12 protein-coding genes and 1 pseudogene are annotated in these 23885 nt (G+C 69.7%); 11 read left to right on the forward strand and 2 right to left on the reverse strand.

Annotated elements, in window-relative coordinates; all coding sequences use genetic code 11:
* Position 1: 1 nt before the first annotated feature.
* The 11 genes and pseudogenes from ACWD68_RS34225 to ACWD68_RS34275 all read left to right on the forward strand — a co-directional run bounded on the left by ACWD68_RS34225 (position 2) and on the right by ACWD68_RS34275 (position 19197).
* Positions 2 to 2206, forward strand: coding sequence for a putative baseplate assembly protein (locus tag ACWD68_RS34225; protein WP_451810348.1), 2205 nt, complete (start codon positions 2 to 4; stop codon positions 2204 to 2206).
* Positions 2206 to 4383, forward strand: a complete 2178-nt coding sequence (locus tag ACWD68_RS34230; protein WP_451810349.1) for a phage tail protein — start codon at positions 2206 to 2208, stop codon at positions 4381 to 4383. Before ACWD68_RS34225 ends, ACWD68_RS34230 begins: the two co-directional genes overlap by 1 nt.
* Positions 4380 to 5936, forward strand: a complete 1557-nt coding sequence (locus ACWD68_RS34235; protein WP_451810350.1) for a hypothetical protein — start codon at positions 4380 to 4382, stop codon at positions 5934 to 5936. The genes ACWD68_RS34230 and ACWD68_RS34235 overlap by 4 nt, the downstream gene beginning before the upstream one ends.
* On the forward strand, positions 5929 to 7992 hold the full coding sequence (locus tag ACWD68_RS34240; RefSeq protein WP_451810351.1) for an ATP-binding protein: 2064 nt from the start codon (positions 5929 to 5931) through the stop codon (positions 7990 to 7992). The genes ACWD68_RS34235 and ACWD68_RS34240 overlap by 8 nt, the downstream gene beginning before the upstream one ends.
* Positions 7983 to 9344 carry a hypothetical protein gene (locus tag ACWD68_RS34245; protein ID WP_451810352.1) on the forward strand — a complete coding sequence of 454 codons (1362 nt, stop codon included), beginning with the start codon at positions 7983 to 7985 and terminating at the stop codon, positions 9342 to 9344. The genes ACWD68_RS34240 and ACWD68_RS34245 overlap by 10 nt, the downstream gene beginning before the upstream one ends.
* Positions 9345 to 9349: 5 nt before the next feature.
* A complete protein-coding gene (locus tag ACWD68_RS34250) occupies positions 9350 to 10246 on the forward strand; it encodes a hypothetical protein (RefSeq protein WP_451810353.1) in 897 nt (298 codons plus the stop codon).
* A 307-nt stretch (positions 10247 to 10553) separates the two neighbouring features.
* Positions 10554 to 13349, forward strand: a complete 2796-nt coding sequence (locus ACWD68_RS34255; protein ID WP_451810354.1) for a hypothetical protein — start codon at positions 10554 to 10556, stop codon at positions 13347 to 13349.
* Between the two features lie 326 nt (positions 13350 to 13675).
* Positions 13676 to 15355, forward strand: a complete 1680-nt coding sequence (locus ACWD68_RS34260; protein WP_451810355.1) for a hypothetical protein — start codon at positions 13676 to 13678, stop codon at positions 15353 to 15355.
* A 371-nt stretch (positions 15356 to 15726) separates the two neighbouring features.
* The gene (locus ACWD68_RS34265) at positions 15727 to 16533 is read left to right on the forward strand and encodes a LamG domain-containing protein (RefSeq protein ID WP_451810356.1); all 807 of its coding nucleotides are present in this window, start codon (positions 15727 to 15729) and stop codon (positions 16531 to 16533) included.
* Positions 16534 to 16968: 435 nt separating this feature from the next.
* Positions 16969 to 17157 (forward strand): annotated as a pseudogene (locus ACWD68_RS34270) (VWA domain-containing protein); the annotation flags it as partial.
* A 246-nt stretch (positions 17158 to 17403) separates the two neighbouring features.
* Positions 17404 to 19197 (forward strand): DEDDh family exonuclease, encoded by a 1794-nt coding sequence (locus tag ACWD68_RS34275; RefSeq protein ID WP_451810357.1) that lies wholly within the window; start codon positions 17404 to 17406, stop codon positions 19195 to 19197.
* 296 nt (positions 19198 to 19493) lie between these two features.
* On the opposite strand, the gene ACWD68_RS34280 is transcribed toward ACWD68_RS34275, so the two are convergent.
* Both ACWD68_RS34280 and ACWD68_RS34285 read right to left on the reverse strand, forming a co-directional pair.
* Positions 19494 to 21443 carry a hypothetical protein gene (locus tag ACWD68_RS34280; protein ID WP_451810358.1) on the reverse strand — a complete coding sequence of 650 codons (1950 nt, stop codon included), beginning with the start codon at positions 21441 to 21443 and terminating at the stop codon, positions 19494 to 19496.
* Positions 21444 to 22528: 1085 nt separating this feature from the next.
* On the reverse strand, positions 22529 to 23770 hold the full coding sequence (locus ACWD68_RS34285) for a choice-of-anchor Q domain-containing protein (RefSeq protein ID WP_451810359.1): 1242 nt from the start codon (positions 23768 to 23770) through the stop codon (positions 22529 to 22531).
* Positions 23771 to 23885: the final 115 nt, after the last annotated feature.

The raw sequence follows: 23885 nt of genomic DNA on the forward strand, positions 1-23885 counted from the left end.
CATGCCGTTCCCGCCGCCCGCCCTCGACGACCGTTCGTACGACGATCTCCGCACCGAGCTGCTGGAGCGAATCGCCGTCTACACGCCCGAGTGGACCGATCGCAATGCCGGCGACCCAGGCATCACGCTGCTGGAACTGGTGGCGTTTCTCGGCGAGAAACTGCTCTACCGGTTCAACCAGATCCCGGACGCCACGAGGTCGTGGCTGCTGAGACTGCTCCAAGTGCCGCTACTTCCCGCGCTGCCCGCCCGCGGCCTGGTCGCCTGCGCCCCGGTGCGGAAACGGTCCGACGGAACCCCCGACGCTGTGCGGCTCCCCGCACCGACGCTGCTGGGTGCCGGAGCCGTGCGGTTCGAAACCGAGCAGGACGTCACCGCCCTCCCCGTACACCTGCGAGCGGCGGCGAAGCTCGCCGCGCCCGCGCCCACCGATCCCGATCTGGTCCACGCCGCTGAGGCCGCGCTCGACGCCCACGGCCTCAGCGAGAACGAGGAACCCGTCTTCTACCGCACGGCGCTGCTGGCGAAGGATCCGACCACACCGGGAGCGCTGCCACTGGACATGCCGAAGGCGGTCGACGGCACCCTGTGGCTGGCCGTGATCGCCGAGGGCGTCGAGAACGCCGAAGACGCGGAGGCACTGAAGTCTGCCGGTTCACCGCTCGTCGGCGCCGACCTCAACCTCGGAGTGGCACTCACCCCACAACTGCCGGGCATGTTCGCCGTCGAACCATGCCTCGGCTCCCGGCCCGGGGGCACCCCGCCTCAGGTGGAATGGCAGATCTCCACCACCGAGTACTCCCCGGGCGGCGAGCCGCGCTACACGTCCCTGGAGCTGCTCGCAGACTCCACCGGCGGTCTGCGGCGCGACGGGGTGGTACGGCTCCACCTGCCCGGGGACCTGTCGGGCATCGGGGTGCCGATTCCGCCGGCACCGGACGCCGAAGGAGTCGGCACATTCCCGCCGGCGCTCGACGGCGAGGAACCCGTCCTCTTCTGGCTGCGCGCCTTCCCTCTCGCTGGCGCCCCCGAGATCCCCGCTCTGCGCTGGGTGGGCGCAAACGCGGCCGAGGTGGTCCAGGCGGTCACCGCCCAGCCGGAGTACCTCGGTTCCGGGACCGGCATGCCTGGCCAGCGCTATGCCTTCGCGCACCGGCCTGTGCAGCCAGAGACACCGCAGGTGGTCGTCGATGTCGAGGAGAACGGTGTCTGGCGACCATGGACACGAGTTGAGTCGTTCGCCGCCAGCGGACCCGACGACCGGCACTGGACGCTCGATGCCGCCGCCGGCGAGTGCGGCTTCGGAGACACGGTCCGCGGGCGCGCACCCCAGCTCGGCGAGCGGATCCGAGTGCTGCGCTACCGCTACGGAGGCGGCGTGCAGGGCAATGTCGCCGCCAAGGCCGTCAACCAGCCATTGGGCGGGGAGCCGGTCACCGTCACCAACTGGCTGCCCACCGAGGGCGGGACCGGGGCCGAGACCCTCGATGAGGCCATGAGCCGGATCCCCGGCGAGTTCCGCCGTCATGACCGGGCCGTGACCTCCTCGGACTTCACGGAACTGGCGGCACTCACCCCCGGTGGACAGGTGGGACGCGCCGAGTGTCTCCCGCTCTTCCATCCCCCGTCGAAGTCCCTGGACGCCGCGGGCGTGGTCACCGTCGTGATCTGGCCCCGGGAGGACCCGGCTCATCCGGACGCCCCCACCCCCGACCGCGGGTTGCTGCGGCGTGTCTGTGCCCACCTCGACGCCCGTCGTCTGATCACCACAGAGCTCTACGTGGTGCCGCCGGAGTACCGGAAAGTCTCCGTATCGGTCGGGGTCTCGGTCAAGCCCGGGTACAGCGCGGACGCGGTGCGCCACTGGGTCGAGCTGGTGCTGCGTCAGTATCTGGCACCCCTGCCGCCGTACGGGCCAGAAGGCCAGGGCTGGCCGCTCGGCCGCCGCGTACACGGCCCGGAACTCGAGGCGGCGGCGCTGCAGGTCGAGGGGGTGGAGTATCTGACCGGCCTGGAAGTCGCGCAGCAGTCCGCCCACGGCGCATGGACCCCGGGCACGGTCGAACTGCGGCAGTGGGAGGTCGTCGAACTCGTCACGGTCGCCGTCGTCGCCGACGGTCCACCGCCCCCCGTCGGCGAGCAGCCGTCGCCGCCCCCCGCCCCCGGCGTACTGGTGCCGGTCCCGGTTTTGGGCGAGGTGTGCTGATGGACACTGGCTGCTCAGCGGCGATCGCGGTCGTCGCCCAGTGGATGCGGTGTGCGCACCACGGCACCGCGCTGTCGGGCGAGGACGGCGTAGTGCTGCTGGACTGGGAGAACCCCCTGGCCTCGGGGCTCCCGGGCGGCGGCGGCGAAGAACTGGCAGGACTCACCATCGGGCCGGACCGCGCCGTCTACCACGCGGTGCCGGAGGAGGGCCGTATCGTCCGACTGCCGTGGCAGCCGGGCGGCCGTGCCGCCTCCCAGCAGTGCGGTGTGCGCGAAGGCGCCGCCGAGGACCTGCTGGAGCTCGCATCCCCGTTGTCGTATGGCGAGTTCAGCGCGGCGGGCGCGCCCGCACGTCAGGTGCGGGCGGCGGCCCTCGCCTTCACGTCGGACGACCTGCTCGCGGTGCTCGACGCCTTTGACGGCTCACTGCTTCTCCTGGATCTGGCCGACCGGCGACTGGTGCACAGGCTCCGGATTCCCGGCACACCGGTCGACCTGGCCGCGTACGGCGACGGCGTCCTCGTCGCCTGCGCCGAACCGGACGCACCGCTGTGGCGGGTCGGTACGCGACGACCGCCCAGACCGTTCGCGGTGCCTGCCGCTCCGCGCGCCGCGCTGCCCGCCGATGCGGTACCGGCGAGGGTCGCGGTGGGGCCGGGAGACGAGGTGTGGCTGCTCTGGCGCAGGCCGGAGGGGGACGGCTGGCCCCTCCCAGTCGCTGACGCCCGCGCCGAGCGTCCACTCGGCCCATTCCCCGCTGCCACCGACGTGGAGCTGGACGGAACGGCAGCCCTGGTCATCGCTGGCCCCATGGGGGCAGATCTGCGCCGACTCACATTCTGCGACGACAGGACCACCGAGGAACTACCGCTACGGGCACCCGGCTACGACGCACGAGGCCTGACCCGTACCCCCGACGGGCGGATCGGCTACTGGGGAAAGGCGGGCATGCGCACCGCGTTCGCAGCTCAAGTCCGTTACCGCGAAAAGGGCTGGGTGGACACCTTCGCGCTGGACAGCGGGAAGTACCAGCAGCGCTGGGGCCGACTGTTCGTGGATGCGTGTCTGCCGCCCGGAACCTCACTGTCGGTCGGCTTCCTCACCTCCGATGAACTCCCCGGCGAGGACGGCGCACCACCACTCCCGCACACTCTGCCCCAAAAGGCGGAGCCGCCCACCCGCCCCCTTCCGCCCGGCCCGCCGCTGGCACCGGCCGACGCAGCGGAGCGGCTGCTCGATCCGGACACCGATCCGGCAACCCGCAGCGAGAACTTCTCCGGGCTGTACCGACGCGGCCACCAGGAGGTGCCGTGGGCACGGCAGGACACGGCCGACCCGTTCGTCACCTATGAGACACCAGTGAACGCCCCGCCCGGCCGCTATCTGTGGCTTCGGCTCCTGCTCACCGGCACGCCCCGGGCCACCCCACGGATCCGTGCTCTGCGCGTCGAGCGCACTGGTCACCGGCTACTCGAACTGCTCCCGGACATCTACTCCGCCGAGCCGCGCGCCGCAGCGTTCCTCGACCGGTTCCTCGCTCTCGCCAGCGGCCCGCTCACCGACCTCGACGCCGCTGCCGCCGACCGCCATCTCCTGCTCGACCCCGCTGGAGCGCCCCCTGAGTTCCTGCCGTGGGTCGCCTCCCTGGTCGGGCTCACCCTGGACGGGCGGTGGCCAGAGCAGGCCCGCCGGATGATGATCGCCGAAGCAGTCGACCTGTTCCGCGCCCGGGGGACCGTCGCTGGACTGACTCGGATGCTGGAGATCTACCTCGGCCTCAAGCCCGTGCTGGTCGAGCGGTTCCGGTTCCGCGGCCTGGGCGACGCGGCAGGGCCACAATTCATCGCGGCGAGCGGAACATTCGCCGACTATGCGCACCGGTTCTCGGTCGTCGTCCCGGGCACACTGTCCGACGAACAGCGCGAAACCGTACGACATCTGCTGGAGGTGCACCGGCCCGCGCACACCCGGGTGGAGGTGTGCTCAGCCGGTAGCGGCGCGCGAGTCGGCATCGGCTGGCATCTGGAGCTGACCTCGGTGCTCGGCAGGAGCAGCAGGTTCCAGCAGATGGCCGTCGGTGGCGTACTCGACCGCACCACCGTGCTCGGCCAGCCCACGGGTGGGCTGGCGATCGGCAGCAGCCGGCTCGGCGCGGACGCGAGGGTCGAGCCATGACCGGCCCGCTGATCGACCGCTTCGCCGTACGCTGGCAACTTGCCGCACCCGAGCTGCGCGAAGACGCAGCCGCGCTGCTCGACGAACTGCTCCGGGACGCTCTCGACGAGGCGCTGGCCGGGATGGTGACGGCGGACGAGCAGGTGGCGATCGCCTCGGTGCGCGTGCCACCTGTACGCGTCAGCGCGGGCCGTACAGGGGAAGCCGCCAGCGCGTGGGCGCAGGCAGTCGCCTCCGCCGTCGCGGGGCAACTGGCCTCGGGCGGCCCCTCGGTGGCCCGCTATCCGAGCCGGTCCGCGGCTCTACTGGATCTCACCCTGCGGGCCTGTGCGGGAGACTCCTCGCTGGGCTGGGCATGGCACCAACTGGGGCTGTGGCCGACTGCCGCTGGAGCCGCCGACGCGACCACCGGTGCGACCGCGGACAGTGTGGCAGCCGCGCTGAGTGCGGAAGCCACGGCAGTTGCTCCCGTCATCGCCGCAGTGAACCGTCACGGCGAACTGCCGCGATTGGTGGCGCTCCTCGGACCCACGCGCCTGGAGCGCCTCGCGGCGGCTGCCTGGCAGGCTCTCGGCGGAGACCCGCAGGACGTGCTCACGGCGGCAAAGGCGTGGGACACCCCGGTGGCCCGGGCTGGATCGGCCCGGGGGGAGAGGGCGTTGGCACCGTCGGCGCGGTCCGAGAGCACCGGCGAGGCGTCGACGATCGCGGAGTACGCCGCCTCAATCCGGTCCACCTCGCCGCTCGGCGCCGCAGCCCTCGCCATCCCCGATACCCGCGTCCGTGTTGCACTCACCGCGCTGGCTCTCATCGACACCGACCCCGGACGGGTGGGCGCCGACGGCGCCGCCATGCTTGACCTCGCCCTTCGAGGGCCAGAGACGCCAGAGCACCACCAGTGCCGTCGGCCCGCGCCTCAAGCGGTCAGCAATACCGCCGAGTCCCCGCCCGTCGTCGACCCGCCACCGGATTCCCCTCCCGGACTCGCGGCGCCGCCCCGCTCCGTCGTGGCCGCTCCCGCGGTGACCGGCAACGCCGGGCTGCTCTTCTGTCTCCACCTGGCTGCTCCGCTCATGTGCCCGACAGAGCCCGGCTGTGCGCTCCTGCCCGAGTGGAGAGGTACGGGGAGCCGCTGGGCCCTGCACCTGCTCGGTGCGGAGCTGCTGCGTCGTTCCGCCCCCCGCTTGCCCGAACCCGACCCGGCCGACCCGGCACTTCTCGCCTTCTGCGGCCTCCCTCCCTCGGCTCCGCCCCCTGGCCCTCTCAGCGACGCCGACGCGGTCGCCGCCCGGCGCGCATCAGCCGTCCTCGCTGACCGGACGGTGCACGCACTGCGCCATCGGCTGGCCGGCCGGCCCCCGGCCCGTCTCCCGCAGACCCCGCTCCTCGCCCACCTGCTGCACCGGCACGGCGAGATCACCGCTTCCCCCGGCTGGCTCGAGCTTCGGCTGGACCTCGACGATGTCTCCGTCGACCTTCGGGCGGCCGGTCTCGACCTTGACCCCGGCTGGCTCCCTGCACTCGGCTGCATCGTGAGGTTCCGTTATGCCTGACACCCGGTCCACCGCAGCACCCGGACACCGCGCCGCCGTATCGGCCCGCCTTCACCAGGGCGCTCTGGAGCTCGCCGGCCGGATCGCCGAGGTGCTCGGGCCGGAGCACAACGCGTACGGCTTCCTCACCGCCCTCGTCGCCCGGGCGAAGGCCCTCGTCCTGGAGCCCATGCAACAGCCGACGCAGGACACCGAGCCCGGGGAGAAGACGGAGGAACATCCGATCGCCAGACTGGCACACGGACTCGCACTGACCCGCGCCGAGATCGACGTACTCGTCCTCACCGGGCTCCCCGAGGAGCACGAGGGCCTGTCCAGCGTGCTGCGCGAACTGCACCCGGGCCGGGTACCGGCCGCGACCACAGGGCTCGCGGCCGTGCTCGCCGAGACTGGCGCACTTCCAGGTGCCCCGGACGATCCGGTCGCCGCCCGGCTGTGGCTGCGGCGACTGCTCCAGTCCGGCGCGCTGGTCCGCTCCGGTGCTGTGCGCGTCCACGACGACGGCCCGTTCTGGGAGCGCACGCTCAGCCTCGCCGACGGCTTGGGCGACGCCCTGCACGCCGCTCCACTATGGCCCGCCGGAACCCGCCGGACCGACCCGGCCCTGATCGGCGTCGTCCCGTCCGGGTTGCGCGCCGGGGAGCCTCCTGTAGCCGCCATGCTCTGTGCGGTCGGAGGCGGCGTCCCGGTCACCGTGGCCCTGCGCGCCGACGACCCGGCCGACGCCGCACTGCGCGTCGCAGCACTGCTCACCGCCACCGGCCGAGTGCCGGCCGTCCTCGACGTTCCCGTACTCGACAGCCGCGCCGCTCGCGCCGTCTGCCTGACGGCGCTCGCCCACGGGGTCACCCCCGTGCTCATCGCCCAGGATCTGCCGGAGGGCGCGGGCGTACTCGACGACGTCCCGGCTCCCGCCGTGCTCGCGACACCGCCCGGAACCGCCTTCGGCTCCACCCAACGGCCGTTGCTGCCGTTGGACGTGCCTCCGCCCGCACCTGCCGCCCGCCGTGAACTGTGGCGCCGCCTCGCCCCCGACCTGCCTGATGCCGCCGACATGGTGCCGACTGCTGTCGGCTCGGCGGCCGCGCAGGAGCTGGCCCGGAACGCGGCCGCTGGCGCACTCATCCGCGGCGAAGCCATGCGTCCCGCCGATCTGTGCTCCGCGCTCGCAGTCAGAGAGGCGGACCGTACACCGCAAGGGGTGGTGCGTCTGAGGCCCGCTGCCGGCTGGGACGACCTCGTGCTTCCTCCGGGCGGTCTTACCCAGCTACGCGAGGCCGTCGCCCGAGTCCATCGCCAGCACGTGGTGCTGGACCGCTGGGGGTTCCTTTCTGGACGGCAGGGGCGGCGCGGCGTGCGGCTGCTCTTCTGCGGTCCGCCCGGCACCGGAAAGACCCTGGCGGCCGAAGTGCTCGCCCGAGCAGTGGGCCGCGATCTGCTCATCGTCGACCTGTCGCGCATCGTGTCCAAGTGGATCGGCGAGACGGAGAAGAACCTCGGCGAGGCGTTCGACGCGGCGGAGCGGGGCGATGCGGTGCTCCTCTTCGACGAGGCCGACGCCTTGTTCGGACGCCGTACGGAGGTCGGCGACGCCCGCGACCGCTATGCCAACCTGGAGACCGCCTATCTGCTCGCCCGGCTGGCCTCATTCGACGGCCTGGCGGTGCTCGCCACCAACCTGCGCCAGAACATCGACCAGGCGTTCGCCCGCCGACTGGAGTTCATCGTCCCGTTCGACCTGCCGACGGTGGTCGAACGCCAGGCGCTGTGGCGCCGTCACCTACCCCCCGGGGCACCGCTCGGCGCCCACGTCGACCTCGATCAGCTTGCCGCGCTCTATCCGCTGTCCGGGGCCCTGATCCGCAATGCCGCCGTGGCCGCCGCGTATCTCGCCGCAGAAGAGGACACCGCCATCACCCCGGAGCACCTCGCCCTGGCCATCCGTCGCGAGTACGCCAAGGCCGGCCAGGCGTACCCGGGTGATCCATCAGGCTTCGCCGCCCCGGACACCGTCCGACGCCCCGTCCACGCAGTCAAGGAGCCGCCGTGTCCGTAACGACCCCCCTCACCCAGTTCGCCGACGAGGAACGGGACCGGGCCATCGCAGCCGTCAAGGCTGTGACGGCCGCGATGGTCGCCTGCGACGCGGAGCTCGCCCGGCGCAAGCAAGCCGCTAGGGATGCGACGGGCAACCTCGCCGAGGTGGCGGCCGAAGAGGCCGGGATCCGCCGACAGCTCGCCCTCGCGCTGCTGCCGGCTGACGCCTTGGACCTGGTCGAGAAGCTGGAGTCCACGCTGATCAAACGTCAGCGGATGGTCGCCGGGGCGGCGCGAGCCGAGGACGACCTCGGTGCCCAGGAACGCAAGCGCGCTGCCCTCGCCACAGCGCTGGACACCGCCCGCGTGGCGTTGAGCACCGCTACCGACACGGCGACGAAGGCACACGAGGACGCGGACTCCGTCGATGCCTGGACGACGGCTGCTCGGGCGCAGCCGGTGACCGACGCGCTCCGCACGGCGAGCCAAACTCTGTCCTCGGCGCCGTACACCGCTGCGCGGCACCGACTCGACACCCTGCTCGGTACGGAACTCGTCGACCTGTTCAAGAGCCGCTGGACAGAGGCCGACCAGCGTAAAGCCGAGCTATGCGAACGGCTGGCCCGGGCACGCGCAGCCCGGTGGGAGTTGCTCGCCGAGCGAGGAGACCGCCAAACCCCCTCCGGCACTCTCCTGAGCACACGCAGCGCCTACAGCGCCGCCGTCGCTGCGCTGCGGGCCGTCGCGGAGGGGGCACCCGTCCGGGTCGAGGAGGCGCTGAACCTGCTCACCACGGTCCAGGACGGCACGGGACCGACCGAGGCCGAGCAGGCCCGGATGAACGAACTGCGCGAGGAAGCCAAGGCAGCGGCGGCGAAGCAACAGGAGGTGTTCACCGCTGCCACCGTGCTGCGAAAGGCCAAGGCCGAGCTCGACGAGGCGGTGCTGGCCAAGGTTTCGGAGGAACCGGGCATCGACCCGAAGATGTCCGAAGACCTGAACACGCAGCGGGCAGCAGTCGCGATGGCCCTGACGAAGCTGAAGGGCAAACAGGATGCGCTGGACGCGGCTCAAAACGCACTCGACACCTGGGAGGCGGCCATCCCGGAGGTGCTGAAGGAACAGGTCCTCGCCTTCCTCTCCGCCGACGCCACGCTCGGCGAACTGAGCGAGGACAACCTCGTCGACACGCGGATCACGGCCGTTTCCACGACACGCGCCGCACTCGACACCGCACTGAAGGCCGCTGCGAACGCCGCCGCCGCATCGGACCGGCTGGTCGACGAAGTCCGATCCCGCACGGGGGACACCGACGCGGGACGTGTGGTCGCCACAGCCCGCCGGGCCGCACTCGTACGAGGGGAGGCGTGACGCCGATGAACGACGAACACAGCGCGACGCTCCCAGCCCTCGACCCCTTCACCTCCCTGGCTGCCCACTTCGGGATGCTGCTGGGCGTCGCCGACCTGGAAACCGTCGTCGGTCACGCCTGGGCGAAGGTGCGGCTGCACAACGCCTGGATGCACGGTGGGGGCGTGGTCTGGGGATTCGGCATCAGCGTCGACGGCCCCAGCCGCGAGGTCAGGGTCGCCCCCGGCCTGGCCATCGACGACCTCGGCCGCGAGCTCTACCTGCCGGACCTCAGCTGTCTCGACCTCGCCGCGTGGTTCGCCCAGCACCAGGCGGAGCTGGAGCCCAACCACCCCATCACCGCCCATGTGGTAGCCCGGTTCCGAGCCTGCCTGGCACGGCCCGTACCCGCGCTCGCCTCTCCATGTGACGGGGCTGGGTCGGAGACTGCGTTCTCCCGTCTGCGGGAGACGCCACAGCTCCTCCTCGTCCCCGGACCGTCCGCAAGGACCGGCCGTTACCTGCGCCTTCGCAGACTCTTCGGCCTGCCCGGCACCGACGACGCGGAGACCGACACGGCCATCGGACAGGAGGTGGACCCCCTGCGGACCCAGGTCGCAGCCGCCTCCGACGCCGACCGGTCGCGCGCGTGGTCGAACGCCGTGAGGCGCTGCGCCGCACTCGACACCGTCGACCGCCGTCCGGGCGGTCTCGCCGACCATGACGGGTCTTCCCTCCTTCCCGGTGCGGAGCACGCCGACGTCGTCCTGGGCGACTTGATCGACCTCACTCTGGTCACCTCCCCGGATGGCACCACGACCGCCAGCGGAACGGTCGACCTGGCCACCCGAACGTCCCACGTGGACACCGCGACTCTGCTCGAGCTGGCTTCCGCCGGCGCGATCCCCCACGGAGGTGCCTGACCCCATGACGGACCTGTTGCCCGGCCCTCAGGGCCCGGTCGTGCTCACCCACCAGGTGGACGGCTATGCGGTGATCCCCGTACCGACCCCGCTGACACGGCTGAACTTCTTCGACGGCCGACGGCTGTGCGGCTCGGAGCTGACCCTGGAGCAGGACGCCCAGCGAGCACTGCTGTTCGCACTCGGCCGCACCGGCGGCCCCGGGGTCGCCCACGGGCTCGATGTCACACACTCCGGCGAGAACCTGACCGTCTTCCCAGGACTGGCGGTCGACCCCAGCGGCCGAATTCTGCTGCTCCCTGACGCCGTGACCGCAACGATCGACGGGCTGCTCGACGCCACCCGAGGTGTGGCCCCAGGCTCCGCGCCGGGCAATGCCGTAAACGGGACAGGCGAATTCGCCCCATGCGAGACGATCGCTTCCGCACCGACGGCCGACGTGGTCGAGGGCACCACGCTCCACCTCCTGACCCTCGCCTGGGCCGAAGGACTGTGCGGCACCGCCGAGGTGTACGGGGCGCCGTGCGAGCAAGCATGCGTGCCGAGCACCGCCCGCCCGTACCGCATCGACGGAGTCGTGCTGCGGCTCCGCCCACTCACGCTGAACAGCCCGCTTCCATCCTCGGCCGCTCTGCTGCTGGAGCACAAACACCTGCGGTCACGCGTGGCCGCGGCGTACTTCGCCGACGAGCGGGCCGCAGCCAGCTCGCCGATGTCCGCAGCCCTGCTCGCCTCGGAAACCTGGTGCCGGGGCGGCACCGGTCCCGTCGGCAACGAGGTGCCTCTCGCGGTCCTGGCACGGTCCGGCCGGACGACGGTGTTCGCCGATGCCTGGACCGCGCGGAGGGAATTGCTGGACACCCCCGCGCGCAACTACGGCGACAGCCGGCTGTCGATGCGCCCTCGCGGCGTCTTCACCGCTCAGATCGCTCAATTCCAGTGCCAGCTCGCAAGCCTGACGTATGCCGGGCTGCCGAGCTCACCCGCCGTCCGGATCCTTGCCGACGCGGGCGTGGTCGAATTGCCACCCGCGGGGTATCTGCCGGTTGATCCGGCCGGCGATCTCTGCCGGCAGGTCGCATCGCTGCTGGGCCCCGGGGTCGATCTGCGTTTTGTACCCGTCCCGGCTGACCAGGTGCCGCACGAGGTGGAGGAGGTCCAGCACCGAGACCGAATCTCGTTGCTCGCAGGCCTCGACGACCCATCGGCGAAGCCGGGGGTGGACGTCCTGGTGCCGGACGGGCGGATCACTACCTCACCGCAGGTGACCGGCCGCGGAGGCCCGTTGCAGATGCGACTCACCCGCGGCGAGCAGTCGGCGACGTTCAGCGGTATCGCACGGTTCCCCGCCCGGCACGCTGAAGGGTTCGCTCTGGCGACGGCAGGCTTCTGCACGGTCGACACCAACGAGTGGGGCGTCGAATTCGTCGACACGCTGGCCAAGGCTGTGCTCGGGCATGCGAACGTCAGTGTCCCCGATCCGGCCGAGAATGTGCTCAGGCCGGACCACCTCCGGCGTCTGTCCGCCGAGGCCGGTCAGTTCGCCGCCGAGAGTTCCGGATTGCCCACGGTGTTCTTCAGCGAAGACGAGTTCGACGCTGAGGAGGGCAGACCGATTGCCGTCCGGGCCGCCCTCTCCTGCGACCGCGACCTGTGGTGGTTGAAGTCTGGAGAGACCGCGCTCGTTACCGCGCAGTTCGACCTCTTTGCGCCGTACCGCGACGAAGACGGAAACGGCCCGGCGGCTGCCCTGTTCGAGCTGTTCGGGCGGATGGAGTTGTCCGGGACCGCGGCCGAAACCGGATCCGTCCGGAGGCTCCGGTTCACGGGCCAGCTCGGCGTTGACCAGGTGCAGGGACAGGGCTCCGCGCGACCGCTGCGATCGCTCAACGCCACTGTGATGCTCAGCGAGCAGCCTGACGGCCGGCTGTTCACGATCCATTTGGGCCGTGGACGGCCGACCAAACTGGAGCTCAAGGACGACGGATCCTTGGTGCTGGCCCTACCCGATGACGTCCTTACGGCCCGGTTCATCCAGGATTGGAGCGTCTTCGACCAGGGCAGCCCGCTGCGGCAGTTGGGTGAGGCGTCATTGGGCCTGCTCCGCGGCGCCTACACCACACACACCGAGTTCTACGAACGGGCCCGCGCCGACCTTTTCGGCGCTGCTGGGAGCGCCACCGCCGGGCCGGTCCTGACTGCGACCCGGGACTGGGTGGCATTCCGCCGCCGCAGCGTCGAGCCGCCACCCATGGCGGCGCCGCCGGCCCCCAGTGGCGTAGTCGCCTGGGTGGCCGGCGCGGACAACGACCAGATGGCCCGCGAATGGGCCGAGCGGCTGCACCAGGGCGAGGCCGACGAACTCCCCTGGAAGCGGGTGCGGACCGTGCTGTTCGACCCCGGCACAGCGCGCGCCCACACCAGCCCGGACGAGCTACGCCGAAGCTACGCGAACACGGGGGCTCCGATGGCGATCCACCACGTCGGGTTCGGCGCAGCCGGGCCCATGCAGAACGGCAAGGAGCGAGCGGTGGCGATCGCAGACGCGCTGCCACCCGCGGCGGTCATGGATCCCGAGGCCGACGTCGCCCAGGTCGTCACCGTGCCGGCCGGGCTGCTCGAACCGGACTCCGACGGTGGCGTGTTCCTCCTTGCCTACCCGGCGCAACGGCGCACGGCGCTCCTCCAGGTGGTTGGCCTGACGGACGAGCACGGACAACCGAACAGGGACTTCACCGAAGCCATCCGTGCGCTGGATGTTGATCGAGTCGACTCCATGGGCACCGTGCTGGGCACGATCCGGGTCGAAGGCGGCCACGCCGAACCGCAGTCGTTCGACGAGGCGCAGGCCGGGACCGACCGGGCCGTCCGGGCCGGCCATGTCTTCGAGCCCACCCCCGTGCTGTGGCTCGATGGGGAATGGGCGGCGCAGGATCCGGAGGCCGCGGAGCTGCTGAGATCAGTGGTGGATCAGTTCCTGGCCGGAATCACCCTCCAGGCCGACCCCCAGCCACTGTCCCTCCGCCGCGCCGAGGAAGCCCCGGTGGGCTCGGGGGAGCGTCAGGCGATGTTGATCCTCCACTGCGCACGGCGGGAAGGCTGAGCCGGATGGGTGCACCGGCCGCCAGAGAGCACCGGACCGAATCTGCCGCACCGGCACGGCCGATCCGTCCGGCGTCAGCCACCCGGACACACACGGCGACCGGTGCTGAGAGCGCCCCCGACTCTTCAACCCGGAACACGTCCCTGGGGCAACTCGCAGTGCGGACTGCCGCCGTGAGCGCTTCACCGGGAGGCGGAGTTGAACCAGCGGATGCTGGCGCACCGGCTGGGGCGCCAGAGGCGACCGGGCCGGCCGAGGCGGCAGCGCCCGCAGTCGCACCCACCCCTGAAGAGGCCGCATCGGTCGAGCTGCCCCTTATGGGGCCTTTGTCCATCACCTTCTCCGGCACGCCGCGGCGATGGGAGCTTGACCCCGCGGAAATCGACAAACTAGAGATCGGCAAGGATGCGTGGAGTACTCCACGCATCCCGGCTGGCAAATGGCTGACGGTGCAGGCCACAGTGGGTTCCGACACTGCGGCGACGGTCGCTGCCTCGCTCACGCTCTCCGAAATCGCCGGAGAAATCTCCGGTACCCAGATCGAGAAGGAACGGCCCTCGCATCGGACCGTCGGCATGGTGGGCGCCGGCCTCGGCGGGGTTGCCGGCGGGCTGGCGGGCGGACTGCTCGGCGGCGCCGTCGGGTTCGGTGCCGGGGCGATTCTCGGCCCCGCGGCCGCACTCACCGGGCTGGCAGGAGTGGTGTACGGCGCGAAGAGGGGCGCGGACCTGGGCGGTGTTGGCGCTGGAAGGGCAGCGGAAAGCCTGGCCCATCGCTTCGATCGTGAAGTGGTGCTTTACGCCACATTGACCAAGGGCACAGTCACCGGCGAACTGCACCTCCACTATGAGCCGTACGTCAAACTCTCCTTCTCCGCCCTCGGGTTCAGCTGGCTTGCAACGCTTGATGCAGCCCTGCGAACCCGAATGGATCTAGTAATCGCACCGTCGGTCAACCTGGCGGGCAACACGCAAGCGCGCCTGGTCTTCAGTGGAGGGAAGCTGATCCGGTCCGAATTTGAACTGACCCCAGTTGCCGGGCTCAACTTGGATTTCGATTCCACCGCCTGGTTGAAGGTCGAAGCGCGATTGCTCCCATTCATGGACGATTCAAAGTTCCCTGGGGCTGCAGAGATGGAAGGTCTTGCAGCCGATGCCCGAACATTGGAATTGTTTGAGACCGCACCGTTCCGGTTGTTCAGTTACCACCCTCACTACGAAGCGAAAGCTCGGCTGGCGCTGGCCAAAGGGTCCCCATTGGAAGTCCGCAGCACTGTACTCGGAGTCGGTGACACCGTGGACATGAAGACCCTGATGTCCAAGGCGATCACTGACGGCAGTGTCGACGCTCTGCCCGGTGCCGACAAGGCTCCGGAGCCAATCAGGGAGAGTGACTTCAGGGTCAAACCGGAAAATCCCATTCTGGTCCGGTCGACTGGTCAATATGGTGGCCGGATTGGCTGGTTCAAGGGAAAGGTTCTCCCTTTTGTACGTCAGCCGGAGAGCGGCGAACTCATGCTCGTCTACACCGTAGCCTTCCAGGACAGTCCAGTCACCGTATGCACCGATGCGCGCCGTGCATTGAAGGACCTGAACCAGGAAGTGAGTACGGACGAACTAAAGAGCGCGGCTCGCGCCAAGGTGGCTCTTCGCTATCACCAGGACGGCTTGCACAGAGAACTTCTGAAGCCGCATCTCGCACACGTGTTGCTCAACGTGGGGCCGAACAATGCCAGCTGGATCCCGGCAGCCGGACCACGTACAACGCAATGGCAACGAGACCAGATCCAACCCATCGGCAATACCACCGGATGCCATATCGACCGCAGTCATTCAGCCGGTGGACTGCCTTGGGTAGCTGACCATCAAAGACCGACCGGATTGATCGAGCACGGATTGGTTGCTAAGAACCCGCAGCAGCTCTACCCCATGTGCAATGCCGACTCTGTCGATCAGGGTGTGCTGGTCCGGGAAATCCTGAGGATGTGGATCGGCCGAACCGCATGAGCCGGTGTGGCGTTGTGATTGCACCGAGGTGACAACATCGGCCACGAACAACGCCGACTTCGCCCGCACAAGGTTCACTTCGTATGCGTCCACACACTCACCATTGTCGTTGAATACGACCGACAGGCCGAACGGAGTCCGACTAGCCAGCTACGGCAATCAGCACCTCCTGCGCAACGGGGAAGTTCAGCGGTGCCCGTATAGGTGCGCGAGGCAGTCGCACGACGGGGAGGCCAAGTTGGACTCCGTCGGTGCAGTCGAGTACAACTGCGGCACAGGACGCTTGGTATGCCCAAATAGCCTGTGGCGACAGAATCATTTAACAAACGACGGTGTCTTGAGCATGATCTCGGCGCCCAGGGGAGCAGAGCGTGACCACCCCACCGCCCATTGCCCGATCCGCCTTGTCTGCGTACGACACCGTCGTCCTCATGGACGCGCCAGCCGTCTACCTGCCCCTCGGCGGTACCGGCACGGAGACGGCCCTGGCCGGACCCGTCGCAGTGACCTACCACAACACACCGGGCCCCTCGACCCTGCCGAACGGCGACACCGCCTCTCTGTTCGACGGCAGTACGCATTACGCGGAAGTGCCAGACGCGGCGGCACTGAGCGCTGCCACCACCGGGCAGTTCACCATCGAGGCGTGGTTGCGCGCTGACTCCACCATCTTCCCAAAGTCTGAAGGCACCGGCTACGTGCACTGGCTTGGCAAGCTCACTGACGGCCCGATCGGCGGATGTGAGTGGGTAGCCCGGATGTACTCGCAGGGCAACAGCGAAGGCCGCTCGAACCGGATCTCTGGCTACGCGTTCAACCCCGCCGGGGGACTAGGCGCGGGCTCCTACTTCCAGGACCCCGTGACACCCGGCCAGTGGATTCACTACGCCTTCGTCATCAACTCCACCAGCCCTAGCGCCACCTACCCGACCGGCTACGTGAAGATCTACAAGAACGGCGTGCTCCGGGACCAAGACAGCCTGTCCGACTACGCCATCACCCCGGTCCGGACGGCATCGCCCTTGCGTATCGGTAGCGCGAGCCTGCGGTCCTATTTCCTCGGCGCAATCGGCAAGGTGGCGATCTATCAGCGCGAGTTGAGCGCCGCCCGGATTGCTGCCCATCACCGGGCCATGGTGGTACGGCGCGAGATGCCGGGGACATCCGATGTCCCCTGACAGAGCATGGACCGTTGCACCGCCTCTGTTACATCCGCGGTCCCGAAGGCATCATCGTCGGACTCGCCGAGCAGCTCAGCTGACCGCTGTCCAAGGGCCGTGGCCCAAATGCGCGAGAGCCCCGGCCTGCATCGACCGAATTCTGGCCGCTGCTCATGTCGGCACCGCCGGCGCCCTGTACCGCTCGAACTTCGGCGGCTCGGTCGGCAGCCACAGGGCGAAGCCTGTTGCAGGGTCACGAGACAGCGTTGGGAGCCGTTCGTGCCGCAGCTCGGACAGCTTCGTTGCCTGGAGGCAGCGGTAGCGCAAGCAGGTGGTGGCCTACTGAACTGGACGCCGCTGCGCACGCTCGCTACTCCAAGGGACCTGCCATGTTCCAGCTGCGACCGTCACTGCCGTCGGGGCCAGCCCAGGAATCTTCAACAGAAGCGCTTCAACGAGTTCGCCTTCCTCCGCCGCCTCGACGACCTGACCGTACCCAGACATCGCATCGTCGACAACGCAGGCTTCTTCCACGCCGGCCGTGATCCGCGCACCGTACGCGACGATCTCCTCTACGACCGGCTGCTGCAGGAGTTCCCCAGCTGGCTCTCGTCGGCTCGGACCGCTCAGATCTTGCAGTGAGCGCCTGAACCGCATCGGCATCGAACTGGAGAACCGATCTCGCCGGAGACAGCGCGAGCGGTGAATATCCTCCCGATCCACTCCTCGGGCTCAGCCCGGATCGCGTCGCGCGGCCGCCGTGTTCCGTGGCATGTTCTGTGCTCCGGGCGTCGGGAGCCCCGCGAACGCCACCGACTGAGGCTCCTCGGATGAGGCCGAGGTCGCAGGATTTTGAGCGGTGGGGCGGGACAGGGGATGCTGACCGGCATGAATGGGGTGCCGGTTTCCGATGACGTGTTCAACGCCGTGTCCGGAGCTACCGGGTGGGCAGTCGTGGACGTGGAAACATCGGGCTTGAGGCCGTACGAGCACCGGGTGCTCTCGGTGGCCGTGCTGACACTGGACACGGCCGGGAAACTGGTGGAGGAGTTCTCCACACTGCTGGATCCGGGCTGTGATCCCGGCCCGGTGCACATCCACGGCCTCACGACGGAGCGACTGCGCGGCGCGCCGGCGTTCGAGGAGGTCGCCGAGCACATCGGGACACTGCTGGCCGGCCGGGTGATGGTGGCGCACAACGCCCAGTTCGACTACGAGTTCCTCGCGCGCGAGTTCGCCCGGGCCCGTTCCTGGCTGCCGGTCTCGCAGCGGATGTGCACGCTCGCGCTGAACCGGCGGGTCGCGCCGCCCACCGACGACCTGAAGCTGGCCTCGCTGGCCGCCCACTACAAAGTGCCGCAGCAGCGGGCGCACGACGCCCTGGACGACGCCCGTGTACTCGCCGGGATCCTGAGAGGCTCCCTGGCCGCGGCGGGGGAGCTGGGCCTTTCCCTGCCCCTGGTGGCGTGCCCGCCCAAGCAGGGGTCGGGGTACCCGCCCCGGGTGCCGAAAACGCCCTGCGCGCACCGCAACCCCGGCCGGCTCGCCCCCGGCGCCCCGCTCGTGCAGGGCATGAAGGTCGCCTTCACCGGTGACACCCGCACCGCACGCGAAGAGCTCGTCGCGCGCTCCGTCGCGGCAGGACTGAACGTGATGGGTTCGGTCAGCCGTCACACCAGCGTGCTGGTCACCGACGAGACCGACTCGGACAGCGCCAAGTACCGTGCCGCACGCAGTGCAGACGTGCCGGTGATCACCGAAGAGGCCTTTCTCGGCCTGCTCACCGACGTGCAGCCCGGTACCGCTCACGCGAACCCGGCACCGCCGGCACCGGCCGTACCCGTCCAGCGGCGCACCGACCGCCCAGCCACTGCCGCACCGCTGTCCGGGCGCCGGATCCTGGTGCTGGGCGGCCCCCACGACCACGCGTCGGCGCTGCGCACCCGCATCGCGGAGCTGGGCGGAGCCGCCGCCGTCAATCTCTCCGCCGGCGTCACGGACGTGATCCTCCTGGCCGACGGGACAGGGGACCGCCGCATGCCCCACATCACCGCACGCGGATTGCCGGTCCACGACGCCGACTGGCTCACCACGCTCACGTCGCCATCGGGCAACACCAAAGAGGTGGAGACGGCCGACCCGGCCGGTGTCCAGATCCTTCCCCGCGGTGGCGTTCTCGACCTGCCGACCGCACACGGCGCCGCCGGAACATGGACGGTCACTGCAAGCTGGTCCCATCAGATCAGCTGCGAGATCGACGTGGTCGCCTACGTTCTCGACGGAGACGAACAGGTCTCCTGCGACGAGGACTTCGTCTTCTACGGGGCACCCGAACGACCCGACGCGACCGTGCGCCTGACCACCGACGGCCCCAGCGAACAAGCCGTCACAGCGGACCTGGCCTCTCTTCCCGACGCCGTCCGCAAAATCGTCATCGCCGCCGCCATCGACGGATCCGCGACGTTCGCCCACGCCGGAGCCATCGAGATCACCGTCGCCCAGGCAGCTGGCGCGCGAGCCGTGGCCCAGGCCACCCTGGACGCCGCGACCACCGAACGAACGCTGCTGCTCGCCGAGGTCTACCGGCGTGGCCCGGGATGGCGCGTACGCGCGGTCGGCCAGGGATACGACCACCAACTGGCCGACCTGGCCCGCGGCTTCGGCGTCGACATCGCCGGCTGACCTCTCACCCACCCTCCGCCGGGCAGTGCTCTGCACGGCATCGGGCACGCCAGGCCGAGATCCTGCGTGACGACGGGGCTTGCGGCATCGCCCCCGCCCCGTCGTCCCGCGCACCCTGCCCGCCACCGCGAGCATCCACCGCGCCTTTCCCGGCACACCCTGAACGGCGCCGCGGTCCGCGCCGCCCTGCTTGACGCGGTTGTCGCCCTCGCCCTCCAGCTGCGCCGCCGTGACCAGGTGGCCTGCGGTCTGACCCTGCGTTTCGCCGGAGGTACGAGCTGCGAGAGGACCAGGGCTTATCGGCTGCCTGGCGGCTTCGGCCAGGGCGCTCCCGTGGTGGCCGCGTCCAGCAGGTCACCGAGGCGTAGCCAGGCGGTTGGCCCGGAGTTGGTTGCCGGGCAGGTCGCGAACCGCTTCCACGCGTCCTGGTCGGTGCCCAGGGCATCGCGTACCGCGGCGACCACCGACGGATGCGCGCTCCCATGACGATCCCCCCGGGCGCGCAGAGCCGGCCAGGCCGGCAGAGCGCGTACGAGGGCCGGCTGGGTGTCCGGCCTGGCCAGGATCAGACGGGTCCAGGCTTCGCGCCACGTCGGTGCACCGCCGAGGTTCCCGCGCAGGCCCTCGGTGAGAGGGAGCAGCACGGTGTCCGGGCAAGTGTGACGCCGCAGCACCCCGTCGAAGTCGTCCTCGGACCTGTGTCCGCTCGCAGCGCAGGCGAGGAGAGCCTTTTCTACGAGGGAGTCGTTGCCGGTGTGCCGGTCCAGGTAGTCGCTCAGCGCTTGTGCCGGGACGCCTGCCAGTTCGCGCACGGTCACCTTGTCCGGGGCGCCGAGCGCGGTGCGGCGGCGATCCCCACCGACGGACGGCGGAGGATCGGCGAGGATGCGCTCGATCGTGTCGAGGATCTCCTCGAGTTCACGCCGGTGGTCATGACGCGGTCGGAAGCCCGAACGGTGAGGGCTCAGCCGCTTGCGCGCGTCATGGACGATCGGGCGGATTCCGGCCTTCACGTCCTCGGTGACCGTCGGGAGGTGCAACACCATCTCGCGCACCCAGGCCACCTCGCTCGGGCTGATGTCCGAGTAGTGCTCATCGGGCTCCCAGAAGGGAAGGGCGCGTGCAGCGGTCTCGGCGAACATGGTTGCGAGGCCGACGAGAGCGGCGGCAGGAGCACGCCAGTGAGCCTGTTGGTAGCCGTCCTTGGCCTGCGTCGGGTTGAGCAGGTGACGCCAGGTTCCCGACGCGGCGCGTCGCACCCAGGACACCGGGGCGTGACACCGCCGGTTGAGCAGTGTGGTGCTCCGCAGGCCCAGGAAGGTAGAGAAGTTGATCTGCTCCTCATCCGTCAGGGCGGACAACTCCTGGGCGAAGTGAGCAAGGACCTGCTGCTCGTCCGATCCTGCGCGGCGCATACGGCTGCCCTCGGCCACCAGGATCTCGAGCGGGAACCGCTCGAGATCTGCTGCGGCGAGCTCGGCCAGCAGTCCCGGCTCGACCGTCCAGGGCAGGCTGCCGAGCAACTCGTTGCGGACCGTCCACTTGGCGTCGGTGCCATCGGCCCACTGGACGAGTTCTCGATGCCGTTCCGGGTGCCGTGCGAGTATCTGACGCCACATGCTCTCCCACGCCGCGCATGCGTCTTTGTACTGCCTCAGCCAGTCCTTCGTGTCACCGTCCGCGTCCAGCTCGTCGATGCCGGGTGCGGCAGGAAGCGTGTCGCGGGCGGCCTCGAACACCAGGTCGTGCAGCGGGCCTCGCCGCAGTACGACCTGAGCGGGGGTCGGCATCTCGAGCAACTGGGGCGTCATAGGCGGCGTCGCACCGCCGCGAAACCGCAACTCCTCGGCAACCGCGCCGGCGATCCGCTCACCGGCACGCGGGCTTCCGAGTAGAGCCAACTGCTCGACGCTGCAACGCTTCAGCGTCGCATCCTGCAGCGAAGCCGGACACGATGGATGCCCGAGCGCGAGCGCGACAAGGGCCATGCCGCCCTCGACGTGGTACGACTCCCTCTTGGCCTCCAGCTCCGCCGCCACGGCCGCCTCCAGAAGCCACTGTGGCGCCTGCTGTGCATGAGACCCCGACAACAAGGCCTCGGCGAGTGCCGAGCGTTCATGGCGAGATTGAGCGGTCCGAACCTGTTGCGCCGCCAGCTGCACCACGGGGTCGTCCGGGCCGCTGCCGGTCATCGCTGTGAGGAGGAAGTCGCAGGGAAGTACAGCGGCGGGGTCCTGGCCGGTCACGAATGGTTCTCCATCAAGGCTTGTTGGGCTGCTTGCCCGGCATGATGTCGTACGGCACTGACATCGGCTCCGCACTCACCCGTGCAGTGAACTCAGATGTTCTGCGTCTACTGCTCAGCCGCAGCGCTCCGGACGAACGCAGCGCCATGGCGCTCGCGCAGACACGAACATGCTGATCAACCGCAGGTGTCCGCTGTCCCAGCTGTGGAGCGGGTGCTCAGCTGATCTCGGCGAAGACCTCGAGGACGCCCGCCGTTCCCGGCGCGATGGGCCGGCGGGCCTTCTGGGTTGTTCCTCCTTGTGGTGGACGTGGTTTCTCGCGCGCCGGTCATACGCGCTCAGCGCGATCCGGACCCTGCAGACAGGGCCTTGCCTACCGTCGTCGTCGGATCCTGGTCTTGACCGGTATGGGCTGGTCGGAAATCCCCCGTGGTCCCGGCCTGGAGCGGGATGCATCTGCGGTTCCGTGGTGACGGGAGCTCTGCTGCCATCGCCCCCGAGGACCCGGCCGGGCTGCGCTCGATGGTGGCGTCCCTTCGGGGCGGATCGCAGCGCGTCGGCGGCCGCGGGAGCAGTCTCTGCAGGGGCGTTGTCGGCGAGGGTCGCGTGTTCGTCCGGGAGGTGAACTGGCGCGTCTTGCAACGTTGTCGCCAGGCTCGCTGCGACGGGGAGCGGACGCTGTCGTGATGCCATTGTCGCGATCATCCGATCCCACTGTTGACGCTGACCGTCACCTTCGGTGTTCCAGCGTTTCTGTCGAGCAGCAGGTGCTGCTGCTCGACAGAAACGAGATCCCTAGCGAGTCCTTCGGCCCTCTGATTAGTCCTTGTGCGGCTGGCACGTCGGTGCGGTCATGCGGGGGCTCTTGTCCTCCTGGAGTGCCGGCTTGGTTTCGTCCTGGCCCTGCAACAGGAGAACCAGGAGCGTGACGATGACCGCTCATGTCGCGTCGGCGGAGAGGTCGGCGGTCCCGGCGACGGCACCGTCGAGGCTGCCCCACGGTCACACCCTGGCTGCTTCTGTCAAGAGATCCGCGCCCCAAGGGCTTTGCGGGAGCGGAGAGTTCTCAAGGCGTGGGGCGGAGGTCAAGGCTGGTGTTCGAAGGCTCCGATGTCGCACGCCGGACCTTGAGGCCGCGGGACGCCGCGCTGGTCGGCGGAGGGGCAGTCACGGGCGGCATCGAGGGCGGGGCTGCCGGGCAGTAGGGCCACGGTGTCTGTCGGACCGCCGTTTTCGCCGAGGGGTGCGAGGTGGGGATCACGTCTGGGGAGATCGCCTTCGGCGGTGAGGTGGCAGTTGTTTCCGCTGTCGAGGTTGTTGCCCCGTGACTCGATGGTGGCGAAGGCGCGCTTGCAGTCGCTGGTGGTCCGGCCGACGGTGTTCGCGGCGATGATGGTGTTCTTCAGCGCGAGGTGACCCAGCGGCAGATTGACGGTGTCGGTGACTGGGGACGGGAGGCTGTCCAAGTAGGCGGGGGCGATGTTGATCCCGCCACCCCCGTCGGTGGCGGTGTTGCCGGTGATCGTGGAGTTGCGGATGTCAACCAGGCCGGTGCCGCGTATGTCGATGCCGCCGCCGTATCCGGACAGGCTGCCCGGCCGGTCCCAGTCGTCGGTCACGTGGTTGTCCGTGATCGTCGAGTTGACCACGGTGCCGGTGTCGTCGAACCGGATGCCTCCGGCCTCGCCCGAGGTGTTGCGGCTGACGGTGCTGTCGATCAGCGACAGGTGGGAGTTGGGGATGTTGAAGATGCCGCCTCCGTAGCCGGCGCGGTTCCCCGTTACCGTTACCCGGCGCAGCGTCATGTTCTTGCTGTTGGCGATGCCGCCTCCGCCCGGGTCGGTGATCGGCACCTCTCGCTGCTTGGCGTCTCCTCCGGTGATGGTGAGGTCGGACAGTTGCGTGTCGGCGCCCATACGGAAGACCCGGTCGATGTGGTCGGCGTCGATGATGGTCTCCCGTGCGCCGGCCCCCCGGATGGTGGTCGGCTCGAGGATGTTCAGGTCGCCTTTGGTCGGGTCGGCGGTGCGCCCGTTGAGTTGGTCGGGGTTGGGGGGAATGGTCAGCCGGTAGTGGGCGGCGGGTAGCTCGATGGTGCTGCCGGGACGGGCGTTTGCGGCCATGACCGCTGCGCGCAGCGTGCAGGTGCCTGTGGCGGTGCGGCAGACACCGTCGGACGCGTCCGCATCCACGGCGTCTTGGGTGGAATCGACTGTGAAGGTCGCCGTCGCGGAGGCTGCTTGAGCAGAAGTCGGGGCGGCGGCCACGGTCCCTGCGAAGGCCGCCAGCGACGCTGTCAGCGCCGAAAGGGCAGTCGAACTTCTCATCGGAACTCCTCCGTGGATACCCCGGCCTTCAGGCCGGGGTGGGGGTACCTCCCGCTTGCGGGGGAGAAACGGACTCCTGCGGAGCAGGGCAGCGGGCTGGGATTCGCCGTCAGGG

The organism is Streptomyces sp. NPDC005141 (assembly GCF_053599975.1).

Excerpts from the sequence above, each read along its gene's own strand:
- ACWD68_RS34225 (WP_451810348.1), top strand. The coding sequence starts at position 2 with ATGCCGTTCCCGCCGCCCGCCCTCGACGACCGTTCGTACGACGATCTC.
- ACWD68_RS34230 (WP_451810349.1), top strand. The coding sequence starts at position 2,206 with ATGGACACTGGCTGCTCAGCGGCGATCGCGGTCGTCGCCCAGTGGATG.
- ACWD68_RS34235 (WP_451810350.1), top strand. The coding sequence starts at position 4,380 with ATGACCGGCCCGCTGATCGACCGCTTCGCCGTACGCTGGCAACTTGCC.
- ACWD68_RS34240 (WP_451810351.1), top strand. The coding sequence starts at position 5,929 with ATGCCTGACACCCGGTCCACCGCAGCACCCGGACACCGCGCCGCCGTA.
- ACWD68_RS34250 (WP_451810353.1), top strand. The coding sequence starts at position 9,350 with ATGAACGACGAACACAGCGCGACGCTCCCAGCCCTCGACCCCTTCACC.
- ACWD68_RS34275 (WP_451810357.1), top strand. The coding sequence starts at position 17,404 with ATGAATGGGGTGCCGGTTTCCGATGACGTGTTCAACGCCGTGTCCGGA.
- ACWD68_RS34285 (WP_451810359.1), bottom strand. The coding sequence starts at position 23,770 with ATGAGAAGTTCGACTGCCCTTTCGGCGCTGACAGCGTCGCTGGCGGCC.